This is a genomic window from Cellulophaga baltica (assembly GCF_900102165.1).
Lineage (GTDB): Bacteria > Bacteroidota > Bacteroidia > Flavobacteriales > Flavobacteriaceae > Cellulophaga > Cellulophaga baltica.
The window spans coordinates 227,725-245,114 of sequence record NZ_FNBD01000008.1; the positions used below are offsets into that span (position 1 = coordinate 227,725).

Here is a 17,390-nt window from a genome sequence, read left to right on the forward strand (position 1 = left end):
CAGTTAATATTTCTATATTTGAGTGCCAACTAAATTCAAAAAATTATATATGCGCAAAATAACCAAGTTGTTTGCATTAGCTCTCCTATTATCAAATTTTACATTTGCACAAGCCCCCAAGAAAAGTTCTTCCTCAGATATTTATCATGCCATAGAAAAATTAAATTTTTTAGGTAAAGCACTATATATCGCAGCACATCCTGATGATGAAAACACACGGTTAATCTCTTATTTATCAAATAACGTAAAAGCAAAAACGGCGTATTTATCGTTAACAAGAGGTGATGGAGGTCAAAACTTAATTGGCACAGAATTATCAGAATTATTAGGTGTACTACGTACCCAAGAATTATTGGCTGCAAGAAATGTAGATGGTGGAAATCAATTTTTTAGCAGAGCTAAAGATTTTGGATATTCTAAACACCCTAATGAAACTCTTAAGATATGGGATAAAGATTTGGTCTTGAGTGATGTTGTTTGGGTTATTAGAAATTTTAAACCCGATGTTATTGTTAATCGTTTTGATCACAGATCTCCAGGTACAACACACGGACATCATACCTCTTCGGCAATGTTAAGTTTTGAAGCTTTTGATTTGGCAGGAAATAGCGCTAGCTATCCAGATCAGCTTTCAAAAACAAGTACATGGCAACCTAAACGTTTGTTTTTCAACACCTCTTGGTGGTTTTACGGAAGTCAAGAAAAATTTGATGAAGCAGATAAAACTAATTTATTAAATGTAGATACGGGTGTATACTATCCTAACCTAGGGCTTTCTAACAATGAGATTGCAGATATGGCTAGAAGTCAGCATTTATGTCAAGGTTTTGGAAGGCTCACTTCAAGAGGTTCTGAAACAGAATACATCGAACTTTTAAAAGGAGATTTACCTAAAGACAAGAGCGATATTTTTGACGGAATTAACACGACATGGACCCGTATTGATGGCGGAAAAGCAATTGGTGCTATTTTATACCAAGTAGAAGAAAACTTTAATTTTAAAAATCCTTCGATACACCTTCCTGAACTACTTAAAGCTTACAAATTACTGCAAAATAGCAAAGATTTAGATTGGAAAGTAGAAAAAGAAAAAGAGCTACTTGCCATTATAGAAGCGGTAACGGGTCTTTATTTAGAAGCTTCTGCAACATCATCATTTGCGGTACCAGGTAAGGTTATTGATATAGCAATTGAAGCCATCAATAGAAGTGATGCTAATATACAATTGCAGGCCTTAGAGCTTAATCCTGATGAAGTTGTTATTGAGGGTGCCGCTCTTAAAAATAATATTGAATACAAAAATACACTGGCGCTAAACATACCTGCATCAGCTAAATATACCAATCCATATTGGTTAAATGAAAAAGGAACCTTAGGCACGTATACCATTAAGGATCAGGAATTAATAGGGAATCCGGAAACACCTAGACCATTTCATGTGAACTTCACTTTAAATATTGAAGGGGAAACAATTGTAATTAAGAAACCTGTAGTCTATAGGTATTCAAAGCCAGATAAAGGAGAATTATACCAACCTTTTGAAATAGTTCCTTCAGCTACAGCAGCTATAAAAGATAAAGTACTAATTTTTGCAGACGGAACATCAAAGCAAATAGCGGTTACTGTTAAAGCTCATAAAGATAATGCCATCGGTGAAGTAATGCTTCAACATGCAAAAGGATGGAAGATTAACACCCCATCATTGCCCTTTACTATTACTAAGAAAAATGATGAGAAGACCCTTATTTTCACCGTTACACCACCTGCTACACAAGATGAAAGTTACCTCTCTCCTATTGTAAAGATTGACGGATTTGAAATTTCTAAAGAATTGATTTCTATAAACTATGATCATATTCCTGAACAAACGGTATTAATGCCTGCGGAGACAAAAGTGGTACGCCTAGATATTAAAAAAGCAGGGCAGTATATTGGATATATTGTTGGTGCCGGAGATAAAGTTCCTGAAAGTTTAAAACAGATAGGATACACGGTACAAGAGATAGATCCTTTAAGTATTTCTGATGCATCACTTAAAAAATACGATGCCATCGTATTAGGTATACGAGCATACAATGTTGTTACGGAATTAAAGTTCAAGCAGAAAAATCTTTTGGATTATGTAAAAAATGGCGGTACCATGATTGTACAATACAATACAGCCGGCAGATGGAGTGATCAATTTGAAAACATTGCCCCTTTTGACCTTACCTTATCAAGAGATCGTGTAACCGATGAAAATGCAACTGTCCATATTTTAGATAAAAAGAATTCGCTATTGAATTTTCCGAATAAAATTTCAGATAATGATTTTAACGGTTGGATCCAAGAGCGAGGATTATACTTTCCAAGTGCTTGGAGCAAGGAGTTTACCCCTGTTTTAGGAATGCAAGATGAAGGGGAAACAGAAAAAAAAGGGAGCTTACTTATCGCTCCTTATGGAAAAGGAACCTATATTTATACAGGACTCAGTTTCTTCAGAGAATTACCTGCTGGAGTTACAGGTGCCTATAAGTTGTTTGCCAATATGTTGTCTGTTGGAAAAACAACCGTTAGTGCTGATAAAAAATTAAAAGATTAACTGCTATGGATGATAAGTTTAATTGGAAAAATGAGTACTCTCTAGTACTTATATTGAATATTATTTACATCATAGTATTTTACTTCATTATGACAGGAAACAGGTAATATGGAAGCGATTGATTGGAGTATATTAATAGGCACCTTAGCTTTTATTGTAGGTTATGGAGTTTGGAAAACAAAAGGCAGTAAGAACGTAAAAGACTATGTTCTAGGTGGTAAAGAAGCCAATTGGACTACTGTTGGATTATCAGTGATGGCTACACAAGCCAGTGCTATCACCTTCTTATCTACTCCAGGACAAGCATTTCATGACGGGATGGGATTTGTTCAATTTTATTTTGGCCTACCTATTGCCATGGTCATCATTTGTATTGTGTTTGTTCCGCTGTATCACCGCTTAAAAGTATACACTGCTTACGAGTTTTTAGAATCTAGATTTGATGTAAAAACCAGAACACTTGCCGCGCTACTATTTTTAATTCAAAGAGGTTTAGCTGCGGGAATTACGATCTACGCACCTTCTATTATATTATCTGCCGTTCTAGGGTGGGATTTACTCACTTTAAATATTATCATCGGTACCATTGTAACTATTTATACCGTTTCTGGAGGTACTAAGGCTGTAAACGTTACTCAAAAACAGCAAATGTTTATTATTATGCTGGGAATGTTTGTAGCCTTCTTTTATATCTTGGGGTATTTACCCGAAGACATAACTTTTAGCAAAGCTTTAAAAGTTGCAGGTGCTAGCGGCAAATTAGATATTTTAGATTTTAGTTTTGATACGTCCAAACGCTACACTTTTTGGAATGGTATCACCGGAGGTCTATTCCTTTTCCTAGCATATTTTGGTACAGATCAAAGCCAAGTACAACGTTATCTTTCTGGAAAATCTGTTAGAGAAAGTCAGCTTGGTCTAATTTTTAACGGTATATTCAAAATCCCAATGCAGTTCTTTATTTTACTTCTAGGAGTTTTAGTTTTTGTTTTTTACCAATACAACCCTTCTCCCTTAAACTTTAATCCTGCTGCAACTTCGGCGGTATATGACTCTGAATATGCAGAAGATTACAAATTACTAGAACAAGCACATGAAGAACTAGCTATAGAAAAAAAAATAGCGCAAGATGAGTTTTCTGCAGCATTAGACATCAAAGAGTATGATGCTACTGTAGAAGCAAAACAGCATATTATTTCTGTAAACAATAAAGACAAAAAAAATAGAGCTGCAGCCCGTGAGGTAATAAATGAAGCAGATCCTAATATAGAAACCAATGATAAGGATTATGTCTTTATTCACTTTATACTAAATTACCTCCCAAAAGGACTTATAGGCTTACTACTTGCTGTAATACTATCTGCAGCAATGTCTTCAACCGCATCAGAATTAAATGCCTTAGGAACTATTACGGCCCTTGACATTTATAAAAGACACACCGAAAAAAGAGGAGAAAAACCACAAGAATACTATGTAAATATGTCTAAATGGTTTACCCTTATTTGGGGCGTCATAGCCATAGGCATTGCATGTGTTTCTAATTTATTTGACAACTTAATACAATTGGTAAATATTATAGGTTCTATATTTTACGGGAATGTTCTAGGGATATTTTTACTTGCCTTTTTTATCAAATTTGTAAAGGGAAATGCTGTTTTTATAGGGGCTATTATTACACAGGTTTTAGTAATTGCCATCTATTATTTCTTTATTTACAGCATGCCAGAAGGAGAGGAAAAAGTGAGTTATTTACTACTAAATTTAATAGGTTGTGGTCTGGTAATGGGGATTTCAATTTTCTTACAGTTGTTTGATAATATTCTTAAAACACCATCGATAGAGGCATAAAAAAAAGCGCTTCATTTTATAAATGAAGCGCTTTTAATTTTAGAGGACACCTTTTATTTTGCGCCCCATTCTTTTAATGAATCTTTATTCATTTTAACGTAATCCATATTCTTCGCTATTTCTGCCGCTGCTAAAGATTTTTTAGCTGCTTCTATAGCTCCTTTTTTATCACCTGCTTTTGCATAGATAAGAGATTGTTGTCTTAGTTGCCAGAATGCTGGTTTCTCAGTCATTGACATAGCCTTGTCCATCCATTCTTTAGCTTGCTTAATATCTTTACCAGAATTTAAGTAGTATACTGCAGATGCATAATAATCGCCCGCACCAGGACCAGCCATCACTTTACTTATTCCTTCCATCACTGTAGCATCGGTAGGAACTTCAAAAGGAATAGCAACTTTAGTCGTATCCCAAGATATTTCTAAATGCGCACCATTATCCGAAATGTGATTGATTGCCAATGTAAAAGATTCTGCTTTATCTGCTATTGTCGTTGGGTTTATTTTTACTACCGCTGCAACCTTACTTGCATCCCAGCTTTCTGGAGTTCCCCAGTTTTCTGTATTCGTGTAAAAATTAACTTCCCAAACTGCTTCTCCAGGAACGGTAAAAATAGCATATGAACCTGCTTTAAGTTCTTTCCCTGCAACTTTTACATCATTGCTAAAAGTAACAATTGAGTTTTTATTAGCTCCTGTTCTCCACATTTTGTCAAAAGGTACTAAATCTCCAAATACCGTTCTACCACGCATTGCCGGCCTAGAGTATTCTAAAGTTACATCTGTTAAACCAACAACTTGTGTCACTTTAGCAGCAGGGCTTGCTTGTGGGGTTGCTATTTGAGCATTCGCTGCAAAACCAGCGCAAAGTGCTAAAAATAAAAATAGGGTTCTTTTCATGATAATTAGTTATTTAATTTTAACAAAGCTACTAATAAAGGAATCCATCAATTGTTAACAAATCCTTAAATAAGAATTCTGAAAAATTATTGAGAAATGTAATTTTTGTTTAAACTTTAATTAGTAAATTTAAACAAAATTTACAGAATGCGACTTTATAGATTACATTCAAAACAACAATTACCTATTTCTAAAGAGAAAGCATGGAGCTTCCTCTCTGACCCTGCTAATTTAAAAGTGATTACTCCAGATGCTATGGGGTTTGAGATTTTATCTGGTGCCGATAAGGAAATGTATGCTGGGCAAATTATACAGTATAATGTTTCGCCCGTTGCTGGTATTAAAACGCGTTGGGTAACAGAAATAACGCATGTTGAAAAGGGTACTTATTTCGTTGATGAACAGCGATATGGACCGTATGCACTTTGGCATCACAAACATTTTATTACAGCAACAGCACAGGGTGTAGAAATGGAAGACATCATAGATTATAAAATTCCATTCGGCTGGCTAGGCCAACTGGTGCATGGCCTATTTATAAAAAAACAATTAACTACCATATTCAAATATAGAGAAGATAAACTTACATCTCTATTTGGCACCATAGAAGGAGCCAAAAATTATCTTGAACTAAAAAAAATATAACGATGAAAAAAAATATACTCCTTATAGGGGGCTCTCACGGTATTGGTTTATCAATAGCCAAAACATTACATGAAAATCATACTATATTTATAGCATCTAGAACCAAGGAAGCTTTGGAAGATCTGTCTATAACACATATTTCGTTTGATGCTTTAACTGATGAAATAGATACTTCACTCCTACCCGATACCTTAGACGGATTTGTATTTTGTCCTGGGAGTATCAATCTAAAACCTTTTAAGATGATGAGTTTAGATACCTTCCATGAAGATATGGAACTCAATTTTTTCAGCATGGTTAAAGTAGTTAAATCTATTATTTCAAGAATGGCAGAAAATTCTAGTATGGTCTTTTTCAGTACGGTTGCTGTAGGTACGGGTATGCCATTTCATACCAGTGTTGCTGCAGCAAAAGGAGCCATAGAAGGTTTTGCCAAATCTATGGCTGCCGAATATGCTCCAAAAATTAGAGTGAATGTCATTGCTCCATCTTTAGTAAATACACCTCTTGCAAAACGTTTATTGAATAACGACAAGAAAATTGAAATGATGTCTGAAAGACATCCTTTAAAGCGCGTAGGTACCCCTGAAGATATTGCCGCAATTTCTGTATTTTTATTGAGTGATAATAGTACTTGGATGACCGGACAAGTTGTAGGCGTTGACGGAGGAATGTCTAGTCTTAATATAAATTAATCGTATTTCAAAACAGCTTAATGAGTAAGAAAATTTCAATATTTTGGTTTAGAAGAGACCTACGATTAGAAGACAATATTGGTTTATACCATGCCCTTCAAAGCGATTACCCTGTACTTCCTATTTTTATTTTTGATAAAGACATTCTTGAAAATTTACCTAAGGATGATGCTCGTGTGAGTTTTATTTTTAATCAATTAGAAAGTATGAGAAATACACTCCAAGAAGCGGTTGAAAGTTCTTTGGCTCTCTATCATGGAATACCACAAGAAATTTTTAAAAGTCTGCTGGAAGATTATGAAGTACAAGCCGTCTATACCAATCACGACTATGAGCCATATGCAACGGAAAGAGACACAAAAATTCAAGACTATTTAAAAGATAATAATGTTGAATTTCATTCCTATAAAGATCAAGTAATTTTTGAAAAGGGCGATGTTTTAAAAGACGATGGGGATCCCTATGTAGTATACACGCCATACAAAACCAAATGGAAGTCTATTTTTGATTCGAAAAAAGATTTAAAAACCTACAATACTAAAAAATATTTTAAAAATTTCATTGCCCATAGCAGGCTCCCGAATTTGAGTTTATCGGATATGGGATTTGAAACCTCAAAAATAAAAGTCCCCAACTATACCGCTAGTGCTAAGGTGATACAAAACTATGAGGATACCCGTAACTACCCTGCTATTGAAAATGGCACTTCACACTTAGGACCACATTTACGCTTTGGTACCGTTTCTATTCGTGAGATAACCAAACGCGCTATCTCTGAAAAAAATGAAGTGTTTTGGAGCGAGCTTATTTGGCGCGAATTTTTCATGCAAATTCTTTGGCATTTTCCAAATACTACAAAAAATGCTTTCAGGGCTAAGTATGATCGCATCGAATGGCGCAATAATGAGGCTGAATTCGAAAAATGGAAGAATGGAGAAACGGGTTACGCACTAGTAGATGCAGGTATGCGCGAGCTTAATACCACAGGGTATATGCATAACAGAGTACGTATGTTAGTCGCTAGTTTTTTATGCAAACACTTATTAATAGATTGGCGTTGGGGAGAAGCTTATTTTGCAGAAAAACTTTTAGATTTTGATTTGAGTGCCAATGTTGGTAACTGGCAATGGGCGGCAGGTAGCGGTGTTGATGCTGCTCCGTACTTCCGGATTTTTAATCCCATGACACAAATCGATAAATTTGATAAACAAAAAGAATACATTAATAAATGGGTAACAGATTTACAGGAGCTTACTTATCCAGATAAAATGGTAGATCATAAAATGGCCAGAGAACGTTGTTTAAAAACGTATAAGGAAGCACTTTCTTAAATTTAATACGACGGTGTTAAAATTAAATGAGCAATTATAAATTGGTATATCTTTAATCTAGAATTCTCTATTAAAAAAGTTCTAGAATTTTATGGATAAAATCCCATCATTTGGTAGCCGTTTACGAAGAAATATAGTAACCGTACCTGAAATTATTGAGCAGTGCTCAGGCATTAGTGTGTTTGGCCAAGTATTGAAATCGTTTTTATTTAGTACAGACGTGGCAATTATCAGGAATACCAATGCAAATGCTATCATAGCGGTGTATCCTTTTACCCCACAACCAGTAATCTCTAATGCATTGATTTTAGCCGCAGATAAACCCATATTTTGTGGGGTTGGTGGCGGACTCACCACAGGTATGCGTTCATTGGAATTGGCGATACATGCAGAATTTCAGGGTGCAATGGGAGTAGTACTTAACAAGCCTACTCCTAATAGTTTAATTGCAGAGTTAAAAGAGAAAATAGATATTCCTGTGACCATAACTATTGTATCGGACAAAGATGATATCCGTGGAAGAATAAAAGCTGGAGTAGATATTTTTAACGTTTCTGGAGCTAGCAAGACTACAGATATCATTAAGAGAATAAAAGATATTAATCCAGATGTTGCTATTTTAGCTACTGGAGGAAAGTCAGAAGAGACCATATTCGAAGCTATAGAAGCAGGTGCGAATGCTATATCTTACACCCCGCCTTCTACAGGAGAATTGTTTAAAGAAATTATGACCCGTTACAGAGACGAATAAAATGATTGAAATAAAAGAAATTACAGCAGAAGAAACATATCCACTGCGGCATGAGGTCATGTATCCTAATCATCCTTTTGAGTATATAAAACTTCCAAAAGACCAAGAAGGAAAACACTTTGCTGTAGTAAATAATGCGAAAAATGTGACCGTAGTTTCTTTATTTTTTGAAAATGATAACGCTCAATTTCGCAAGCTCGCTACCCTAGAATCTGAACAAGGTAAAGGGTATGCTTCTAAGCTTCTAGATTTTATAATCGCCTATGCCAAGACAAAAAATGCTAAAAAATTGTGGTGTAATGCAAGAGTTAATAAAACCAATTATTATAAAAAATTTGGGTTAAAAGAAACCCATAAAACCTATACCGAAGCAGGTATTGATTTTATTATCTTAGAAATGGACTTAATTTAAAAACTCCCATTTAAACAAATAATTAGGGATTTAAAAGCGATAACATTACCTCCATAATACGCTGCTCTCCCGTACATCTAATAACAAATTAGAATTCATTGCTCTTACCTGTATTAAATGAGCACCTTCCTTCATGTTTTCTGGAATAGCAATACGCCATAAATGTTTACTATTTTTAACTGTCTCTGGAAATGCACTAATAGGCTGACCTTTATAACGGCCTAAAACTTGGAGTTTGTACAATCGTTTTAATTCTGGTGCAACTCCTTCATGTTTATCCATTGGCAACCATTGGTTATCCCCAAAATTAATTTCTACTTGAGTATTTTCATCTGCCGCAAAAACATTGGCATAAACAAAAGGCTCGTTCAATTCATTTAATGATTTATCCCACTCATTAACTTCAGGAACCCATATATTAATTTGCTTGGTTGCGGGTGCTCCTGAAACTTTATATTGAAGTTCACGTTTATCTCCTTCCACATTCATAAACCAATACCCTTTAGGCGTACCATCATGCATAATAGAAAATGGGATACCTCTCAAATCATGTGAACCTTGCCACCACGAACCACAAACTGCTCCACAAACCAATTCATGTATTGCAGTTTTCTGTAATGCTCTCTTATAATAATTATGATATTGGGTATGTGTATGACCTGCAGTAATAAAAACATCATCAAAAGGACGCAGTAGCTTTAGTAAAGCATCCTTATTATTAACTTCATTAAAAGGAATATGCATAGCAATATTGATTGCTTTGTACTTATCTTTCTTTAGGGCTATAAGGTTTTTTATAAATTCTAATTGATCATTATCGATTTGTGCTTTGTACTTCCCTTCAGGTAAAGGTCTGATATTATTTAAAACTAAAAATAAATTATCTCCATATTCAAAAGCATAATATGAAGGACCAAATTTAGCTTCAAAACTAGCATCTCTCTCACTCAAAGTTGTGGCTTCAAAATTCAAATCGTGGTTGCCAATTACATAAAAAACAGGACAACCTACTAAACCTAAAACAGCCGCTAGTGGATCAAATATTTCAAGGTTATCAAAAGATAAATCTCCTAACGGCATTATAAAATCTGGTCTATTATAAACCAATTCTTCTGTTACCAATTTTCCAACATGATGCACATCATCTATAACATCTACCTGTACATCTCCTAAAAGTGCAACTTTGGTTTTTTTATTCTCTGTATGCGCATATAATGCAAAGTCATAATCCTTGATGTTCTTTTTTAAAGGATGAAAATACGACTGTACAATATTCAATTCATTTAGTTCTGAAATATAGCCTGACGGTTTTATTACAAACACTAAATTACCTGGAATAGCGTTAATAGTATACGCTCCATTAGGATCAGAAACAACAATATCTTTTCCGTTACTTATCAAAATATTGGGAAGTCCTTTTTCAGTTCTATTCAAAGTTCCATTCTTATTCTCATCTAAAAAAACAGTTCCACTTATTCTCTGACCGAAAGAATACACAACTAAAAGAAAAAATAATGGTATTAATCGTTTTTTCATGACAATTCTTTTATTTATTTATAGCATTAAGAATTTTTGTAAACAATGCGCTATTCTCATAAACTCCTTGGAATTTCCCTGAACTTGGACCATAAGCAAAAATAGGAACCATAACTCCGGTATGATCATGTGATGCAAAATCAGCTTCAATTTTGTTGGTATTCATATCTCCGTCAAGTAAACTCAAGCCAGATGTTTCATGGTCTGCTGTAATTACCACTAAGGTTTCACCATCACGATCTGCAAACTTTATAGCTTCCGTAATCGCGGTATCAAAATCAATCGCTTCAGAAATAACTCCTTCAATATCATTATAATGACCAAAGCTATCTATTTGAGCTCCTTCTACAAGTAAGAAGAAAGGATTATTATCTTTGGATAAAAAAGATATTCCCTCTTTAGTGGTTTTAGACAAAACATTTGATCTTCCGTCGATTATGGAAGGCACCCCGTTTTCCGAGAGAAAAAAGCCAACTTTAGTCGCTTTCACATTACTTAACTCATTCAATTGATTAATTATAGAAAAATTTGAAGCTATTGGTAACGTATGGAAAGTAGATTTTCCACCACCAGCGAAAAAGTTTAATGGACTAGAAATCAGGTCTTTTGCAATAGCCAAGGTCTCTGACCTATCTATTTGGTGGGCATAGAAAGAAGACGGAGTAGCACCTGTAATTTCATCAGTAGTAATTATTCCCGTTTTATATCCTTTTTTAGAAAGAATTTCTATGATATTAGGGATTGGTTCACCCTTACTATCTGTACCTATTGCTCTATTGTTTGTTTTTATTCCCGTGGCCATGGCAGTAGCAGCTGCTGCAGAATCTGTTGAGAAATCGTCGGCAGCTTGCGTTTTCACTAAACCTATACTTTTTAGTTGTGTTAAGGTAAGCGCTCCTTTATTTGCTAAAACAGCCGCGGAAATTTGTGATAAACCCGTGCCATCACCAATCATCAAAATAATATTTTTTACAGGCTTATCTCTATTGTCAGATTTGAAATTTGGACTATAAACCTCTGAAGAAATAGTAGCTCTATGAATCCGAGAATCTAGACTTCGAACATATTTAGAACACTCATAAATAGCATCGGTATTGATCACGTCTACCCCTAAATCTACAAAGGTGCGCCATGCTGTTTTTGAATCTGGTGTTGCCCAAAACCTAAAGGTCTTCCCTAAACTCTTTGCTTGCGCTAATACATTTGTTACCTTTTCTAAATCTTCATGGGTAAGCCTTCCTTTACCATTCCAGTGAGAATACTGCTTAAAACTTGTACTTACCATAGCAACCTTTTTCCAATTCTCTTCACTCAAATTATGCGAAATTTTTTGGTAATCAAAAAATATAAATTCCGGATAGTTTCTATAGTTTTCAGCCTCTGGTCTATTTCCAGAAATGACAATTTTAATTTCAGGATGTTCTATTATTTTGGGGTACTTTTTTAAACGCTTAATAATGGCATTCAAAGTGGTAATAGCTTCTGACTTTACATCTATCATTAAATGGAATTGATGTATAGATCCAATATTATTTTCAATCGCGGAATTTAGTGGTATCAAATATAAATTCTCAAGCGTACGTTCAGCATCTATTTCTGCATCTGTGTGTGCTACTTTTAGAGATTTATTCTTTAAAAATACATCAACCTCTATACTATTTAATCCATTTGAAAAGGCAGTCCAAAAAGGTACACTTTGTACATAGTCATTATGAGAATGAATTAAAACAGCATTTTTTTCTTGTCCGTAGGAAGCTATTGTTATAAAGAAAACAACGATCCAAACGATTCTTTTAAATAAAAACATAAAATTTAAAAATTAAGAAAAGGTGCAACCAGTGAGAATGTACCTTTTCAAATTAAAAACATAAAATAAGTATAGAAATTACCAACCTTGATTAGGTGCAATTCCTGAAGATTGAATTACCGTAGCAGGAATTGGCCATACCTGCATATAAGAAGGGTCAAAATTTCTTGCCGGCCATATCACTTCCGATGTATACGGAGAGTCTGGATTAGATCTATCCGAATAAATTCTTCCGTAAATAGGCTTACTATAAGCTTCTTCTGCGTCTCCCCAGCGTACTAAATCAAAATGTCTATTTGCAAATTCACCAGCTAGCTCTACACGGCGTTCGTGTTTAAGATCTGCCATAGTAACATTACTCTTCGGGGCTAAGCCTGCTCTTTCTCGTACCAAATTTAATGGCTCATCGCCATTCTTACCATCAGCGATAAGCGCTTCAGCCTTCATTAATAAAACCTCGGCATAACGCATCAGTGGCACGTTATATACAGTAGATGGATTATCACCATTAGTATTTAAATAAGTTCCAACAGGATTTTCAAATTGAAACTCATACATGTATTTATTGAATTGAAAACCTGAATTTGAATTTTCTGATTGATATCTCCTTTCCTCACCGAAAAAAGTAAAGTCGTCTCCAAAATTTAAAATAGTAACGCCTCTTCTGACATCATCATCTTCAAATTCATTATACAATCCTTCAGAAGGCGTATAATACCCCCAACCATTGTACTTTCCCCAACCTTTGTTTTCTAGCATAACACCCGTTAAGATGCTACCTCCATCTACGCCTGAATCTACAGACCAAATATATTCGCTCCCCCAATTGTTCAAATGACTATGCAATTCGCGATAATCTTTTTCAGGGTTATTGGTATCTATTAAAGCTCTACCTGAGCCAGAATTTGTAACCGCATCTGCATATCTAACAACTTCAGCATATCTACTTTGATCATACTGTGCCCAATATAAATTAGTCTTAGCTATATAAGCTAAAGCTGCATCTCTATGTGGACGACCATAATTATCTGCACTATAGGAAGTAAAAACAGGTAAAAGATCTACTGCCATTTTTAAATCATCTTCTATCTGCTGGTAGTTTTCTATTACACTGGCTGGTCTTGTATAGCTTCCAGCATCATCATTCATATTAAGTTCTGTAACAATTGGAACACCCCCATTAGGTCCGTTATCCCCATACGTATGTGCTACCCAGAAATAACTAAACGCACGCATAAAATAAGCTTCCCCCAAATACTGATTTTTTAAAGTCTCGCTAATTTCCATATTTGGAACATTTAAAATCACATCATTAGCTCTTCTAATTACCTTATAACTGTTTGGATAGCATGTAGAAGTATAACTCCCTTCTCCTCCCGTAATATTAAAATCTTTGATATTGTCTGCAGCTGCTTTTATGCGGCCGGTAACCATATCATCTGACGCGTTGATGTACCAAAAGAAACCTCTTGAAAACATTTCTTGATCAGTCATGTAAGCATACATACTATTTACTGCTTCTTGCGCATCTTGCTCTGTCTTCCAGAAATTTGCATATGAGGTACTTCCTAAGGGAGAAACTTCTGTGAAATCTTCAGAACAAGAATTAGCTAAACCAAGACCTGCAATAGCTATCGTAAATATGAATAATTCTTTAAATCTATTTTTCATTTTTGTCGTTTTTTTATTAAAGAGATAGTGATAAACCAGCAGTGATTGTTCTAGAAAGTGGGTATTTGGCAACATCTAATCCCTTACCTCCTACTTCTGGATCTAATCCTGAATACTTCGTAATTGTAAAAATGTTTTCTGCGGATAAGTAGATGCGTAAAGAAGAACCTTTTGCTATTGTATTCATTATACTAGCGTCTAAAGTGTACCCTAACGTGATGTTTTTCATTCTCAAATAAGAAGCATCTTCTAAATAGTAGCTAGACGTTGTACCAAAATTCTTATTGTCATCTTTTGTAGAAATTCTTGGTATATCAGAATCTGTGTTTGATGGAGACCAAGCTCCTAAAACACGATTGTCTAAATTATACCCTGTTAACGAAGCATTGTAGGTGGTAAACTTATATCCGTTAAATACATCTACACCAGCAACACCTTGGAAAAGCATATTAACATCAAAATTTTTGTAGTTTAAGTTTAAACCAAAATTATACGTAACATCTGGTTGATAGCTATCATAAAAAACTTTATCCTCATCATCTATCTTGCCATCATCATTACTGTCTGCAAATTTAAAATCTCCGGGTACCGCATTTGGCTGAATCAAAGTGCCCTCTTTTGTATGTGCATCAATCTCTGCTTGATTTTGAAATATTCCCAATTGTGGAACTAAATACATGGCATATAATGATCTTCCTACTTCGGAACGGAATGGTCTTAATACTTGACGAACATCATCATCATGTGCAATAAAATTGATTCCGCTTTTATTATATCCCTCTAAGTTTATTAACTCATTGTCTAAGATGCTAGCATTTGCATTTATCGTAAAGTTTACATCGCCAAGAGCATTAGAATAGCTTGCTGCAATTTCATACCCTGAATTTTGTACTTCTCCACCATTTACATCTGCCGCACTCGTTCCTTGATTTAAATCTTCTAAACCTGGTAAAATCATTCCTATTGTGGTTTTTTGGAAGTAATCAAAAGTTAAGCTCAAGCTGTTGTTAAACAAAGATGCATCCATACCTAAATCTATAGACTCAGAAATTTCCCAGTTTAAATTAGGATTAGATTGCTTCCCTACATAAGCCCCTTTATAATCTTGGGCTGCGTTTTCTCCTAAAATAACCGTTGTACTATTTAAGGGTACATCAAAAGAATAATATCCTACAGAATTAATATTCCCTATTTGCCCCCAAGAAGCTCTAAACTTTAAATCATTTACCGCTGGAACATTGAAGAAAGACTCATCACTCAAACGCCAACCTAAAGTAGCTGAAGGAAAATTATCTACTTGGTTGTTTACCGCTAAACGCGAAGTTCTGTCTCTACGGATAGCTCCTGAGATAAAGTATCTATTTTTAAAATTATACATTACTCTACCAATAGCAGAAGTAAGTGCATCTTCATAAACTCCAGTTCCAGGATTACGAATAACAGGCGCATTTGATAGGTATTGACTAAACGGTTCTTCATTGCTAAACCCTTCTCCTTGTACCGATAGAGACTCATAATTTGTATGTTGAGCAGAGTAAATAGCCGTAATATCTAAATTATGATTTCCAAATGTTTTTTTATAACCAATTTGATTGTCCCAAACCCAGCGATTAGTTGTCGAGGAATTCTGATTTAAGTAGTTATTAGGATTAGATCTTCCTAGCTCTGGCACCCTAGGCTGAAATCTCTTAGAATTTGATTGTGTATAGCTATATGCATAACTGGTTTTATAAGATAAACCAGTTATTATTTCATATTTGGTATAAATATTTGCGTTAATGAAATTAGTTGGTGCTGTCACCGTAGGACGTAGCAATAAAGCTAACGGATTATAAACATCTCCATAAGCCCCTGCAAATTGTGAAAGATTCTCTGGAGCAACGCCCGCAAAACTACCATCTTCGTAGCGTGTAGGTGCCGATGAAGGCATGTAAAGTGCATTAATTATAGTTCCTGAATATGGATTATCCGTATTTGTTCCTACAGCTTCTGTTCTAGAAAAATATACATTTTCTCCAATACTTATTTTATCAGATAAATCCATGTCCGATTTCACTCTAAAATTAAAACGCTCTGAACTAGTCCCTTGTAGTAAGCCCTCTTTCTTAGTATATCCAAAAGAAGTTAAATAATTCAATTTCTCCGTAGCGCCACTCATGTTAATGTTGGTGTTTACTATTTTAGCTGGTCTAAAAATTGCATCTATCCAATTCGTACGATTTACCTGTCCGTAAGGATTTTGTTGTGCATCGTGAGCAGATTGTCTTGGAGAACCACCATTATCTGCTGCTAGATTGTAAGTTGCCGCTTGTTCTTGCGCTGTTAATGGTGTTGGTAAATTTGTAGCTTCTTGAATTCCGCTATAAAAGTCTGCAACGATTTGTGGCTTTCCTATTTTTCCTTTTTTAGTCTGAATTACAATAACACCTGATGCTGCCTGCGCTCCGTAAATTGCTGCTGCAGCTGCATCTTTTAGAATAGACACCGATGCAATATCATTAGGATTAATCGCCGGACCGTAATATGGAACACCATCTACAACCGTTAAGGGTTGCTCACTGGCGAAAGAGCCCAATCCTCTAATTACTACGCTTCCACTTTGTGAGGGATCACCACCTTGTTGAAGTACGGTAACCCCTGCAACATTACCTTGTAAGAAATCTGTTAAATTCGCTACGGGTCTAGAAGCAATACTTTCTACATTACTTACCGTTGAAATTGCCGAGGTTAAATCGCCCTTTTTAGTGGAACCATACCCAATAAGTACCACTTCATCTAAAGCACTTGCTTGCTCATTTAAAACAATGGTAAGTATTTGGTTACCATTATATAAAATTTCTTTCTGAGCATAACCAATTGATGATACTATTAAAGTACCATTCTCATTTGTTAACTGCAAAGTGAAATTTCCGTCAAAATCGGCTGCTGTCCCACCCCCTCCTTGCTGTTTCGCTAAAATTGAAGCTCCAGGAATTGGCACCCCTTCATGATCCGTTACATTACCTGTTACAGTTACTTGTGCATAGGAATAAAACATGCTTCCTAAAACAAGAAATAAAATTAAGTACATTTTTTTCATTGAAATATCTATTTTGGTTTGGAGTAAATGTATTTTACGAAAAAAGTATAAAGGAGGAATTTTGTTTCTTAAAGGGGGACAAATCATTCAAATTGGAGGGTGAAAAAGTATAAATATGCGCACTTTTGTTTCACT

At 35.0% G+C, this 17,390-nt stretch carries 12 protein-coding genes; 7 read left to right on the forward strand and 5 right to left on the reverse strand.

Annotated elements, in window-relative coordinates:
• Positions 1–49: 49 nt before the first annotated feature.
• Complete coding sequence (locus tag BLQ19_RS15035) at positions 50–2,581, forward strand: PIG-L family deacetylase (protein WP_074538878.1); 2,532 nt, start codon at positions 50–52, stop codon at positions 2,579–2,581.
• A gap of 108 nt (positions 2,582–2,689) precedes the next feature.
• Positions 2,690–4,429: a sodium:solute symporter family protein gene (locus BLQ19_RS15040; RefSeq protein ID WP_074538879.1), complete on the forward strand. Its 1,740-nt coding sequence runs from the start codon at positions 2,690–2,692 to the stop codon at positions 4,427–4,429.
• 53 nt (positions 4,430–4,482) lie between these two features.
• Here BLQ19_RS15040 and BLQ19_RS15045 read toward each other — a convergent pair whose 3' ends face one another.
• Positions 4,483–5,328, reverse strand: coding sequence for a DUF2911 domain-containing protein (locus BLQ19_RS15045; RefSeq protein ID WP_074538880.1), 846 nt, complete (start codon positions 5,326–5,328; stop codon positions 4,483–4,485).
• Positions 5,329–5,475: 147 nt separating this feature from the next.
• Here BLQ19_RS15045 and BLQ19_RS15050 point away from each other — a divergent pair, with 147 nt between their 5' ends.
• The 5 genes from BLQ19_RS15050 (at position 5,476) to BLQ19_RS15070 (ending at position 9,162) form a co-directional block, all read left to right on the forward strand.
• Positions 5,476–5,973 (forward strand): SRPBCC family protein, encoded by a 498-nt coding sequence (locus BLQ19_RS15050; protein WP_074538881.1) that lies wholly within the window; start codon positions 5,476–5,478, stop codon positions 5,971–5,973.
• Between the two features lie 2 nt (positions 5,974–5,975).
• Complete coding sequence (locus BLQ19_RS15055; protein ID WP_024480543.1) at positions 5,976–6,668, forward strand: SDR family NAD(P)-dependent oxidoreductase; 693 nt, start codon at positions 5,976–5,978, stop codon at positions 6,666–6,668.
• A gap of 20 nt (positions 6,669–6,688) precedes the next feature.
• Entirely contained in the window at positions 6,689–7,999 is a 1,311-nt protein-coding gene (locus BLQ19_RS15060; protein ID WP_074538882.1) for a cryptochrome/photolyase family protein, read from the forward strand.
• A gap of 91 nt (positions 8,000–8,090) precedes the next feature.
• Entirely contained in the window at positions 8,091–8,750 is a 660-nt protein-coding gene (locus BLQ19_RS15065; RefSeq protein WP_025614957.1) for a hydrolase, read from the forward strand.
• Position 8,751: 1 nt separating this feature from the next.
• Positions 8,752–9,162 carry a GNAT family N-acetyltransferase gene (locus tag BLQ19_RS15070; RefSeq protein WP_034659750.1) on the forward strand — a complete coding sequence of 137 codons (411 nt, stop codon included), beginning with the start codon at positions 8,752–8,754 and terminating at the stop codon, positions 9,160–9,162.
• A gap of 45 nt (positions 9,163–9,207) precedes the next feature.
• Here BLQ19_RS15070 and BLQ19_RS15075 read toward each other — a convergent pair whose 3' ends face one another.
• The 4 genes from BLQ19_RS15075 to BLQ19_RS15090 form a co-directional block, all read right to left on the reverse strand.
• Positions 9,208–10,698 (reverse strand): calcineurin-like phosphoesterase C-terminal domain-containing protein, encoded by a 1,491-nt coding sequence (locus tag BLQ19_RS15075; protein ID WP_074538883.1) that lies wholly within the window; start codon positions 10,696–10,698, stop codon positions 9,208–9,210.
• 10 nt (positions 10,699–10,708) lie between these two features.
• On the reverse strand, positions 10,709–12,505 hold the full coding sequence (locus BLQ19_RS15080) for an alkaline phosphatase (protein ID WP_083332258.1): 1,797 nt from the start codon (positions 12,503–12,505) through the stop codon (positions 10,709–10,711).
• 78 nt (positions 12,506–12,583) lie between these two features.
• On the reverse strand, positions 12,584–14,176 hold the full coding sequence (locus tag BLQ19_RS15085; RefSeq protein WP_074538884.1) for a RagB/SusD family nutrient uptake outer membrane protein: 1,593 nt from the start codon (positions 14,174–14,176) through the stop codon (positions 12,584–12,586).
• 16 nt (positions 14,177–14,192) lie between these two features.
• On the reverse strand, positions 14,193–17,255 hold the full coding sequence (locus tag BLQ19_RS15090) for a SusC/RagA family TonB-linked outer membrane protein (RefSeq protein ID WP_074538908.1): 3,063 nt from the start codon (positions 17,253–17,255) through the stop codon (positions 14,193–14,195).
• Positions 17,256–17,390 lie beyond the last annotated feature (135 nt).

Coding starts and splice junctions, on each gene's coding strand:
- BLQ19_RS15050 (WP_074538881.1), top strand. CDS start 5,476: ATGCGACTTTATAGATTACATTCAAAACAACAATTACCTATTTCTAAA.
- BLQ19_RS15075 (WP_074538883.1), bottom strand. CDS start 10,698: ATGAAAAAACGATTAATACCATTATTTTTTCTTTTAGTTGTGTATTCT.
- BLQ19_RS15040 (WP_074538879.1), top strand. CDS start 2,690: ATGGAAGCGATTGATTGGAGTATATTAATAGGCACCTTAGCTTTTATT.
- BLQ19_RS15080 (WP_083332258.1), bottom strand. CDS start 12,505: ATGTTTTTATTTAAAAGAATCGTTTGGATCGTTGTTTTCTTTATAACA.
- BLQ19_RS15055 (WP_024480543.1), top strand. CDS start 5,976: ATGAAAAAAAATATACTCCTTATAGGGGGCTCTCACGGTATTGGTTTA.
- BLQ19_RS15035 (WP_074538878.1), top strand. CDS start 50: ATGCGCAAAATAACCAAGTTGTTTGCATTAGCTCTCCTATTATCAAAT.
- BLQ19_RS15090 (WP_074538908.1), bottom strand. CDS start 17,255: ATGAAAAAAATGTACTTAATTTTATTTCTTGTTTTAGGAAGCATGTTT.
- BLQ19_RS15065 (WP_025614957.1), top strand. CDS start 8,091: ATGGATAAAATCCCATCATTTGGTAGCCGTTTACGAAGAAATATAGTA.
- BLQ19_RS15045 (WP_074538880.1), bottom strand. CDS start 5,328: ATGAAAAGAACCCTATTTTTATTTTTAGCACTTTGCGCTGGTTTTGCA.
- BLQ19_RS15070 (WP_034659750.1), top strand. CDS start 8,752: ATGATTGAAATAAAAGAAATTACAGCAGAAGAAACATATCCACTGCGG.
- BLQ19_RS15060 (WP_074538882.1), top strand. CDS start 6,689: ATGAGTAAGAAAATTTCAATATTTTGGTTTAGAAGAGACCTACGATTA.
- BLQ19_RS15085 (WP_074538884.1), bottom strand. CDS start 14,176: ATGAAAAATAGATTTAAAGAATTATTCATATTTACGATAGCTATTGCA.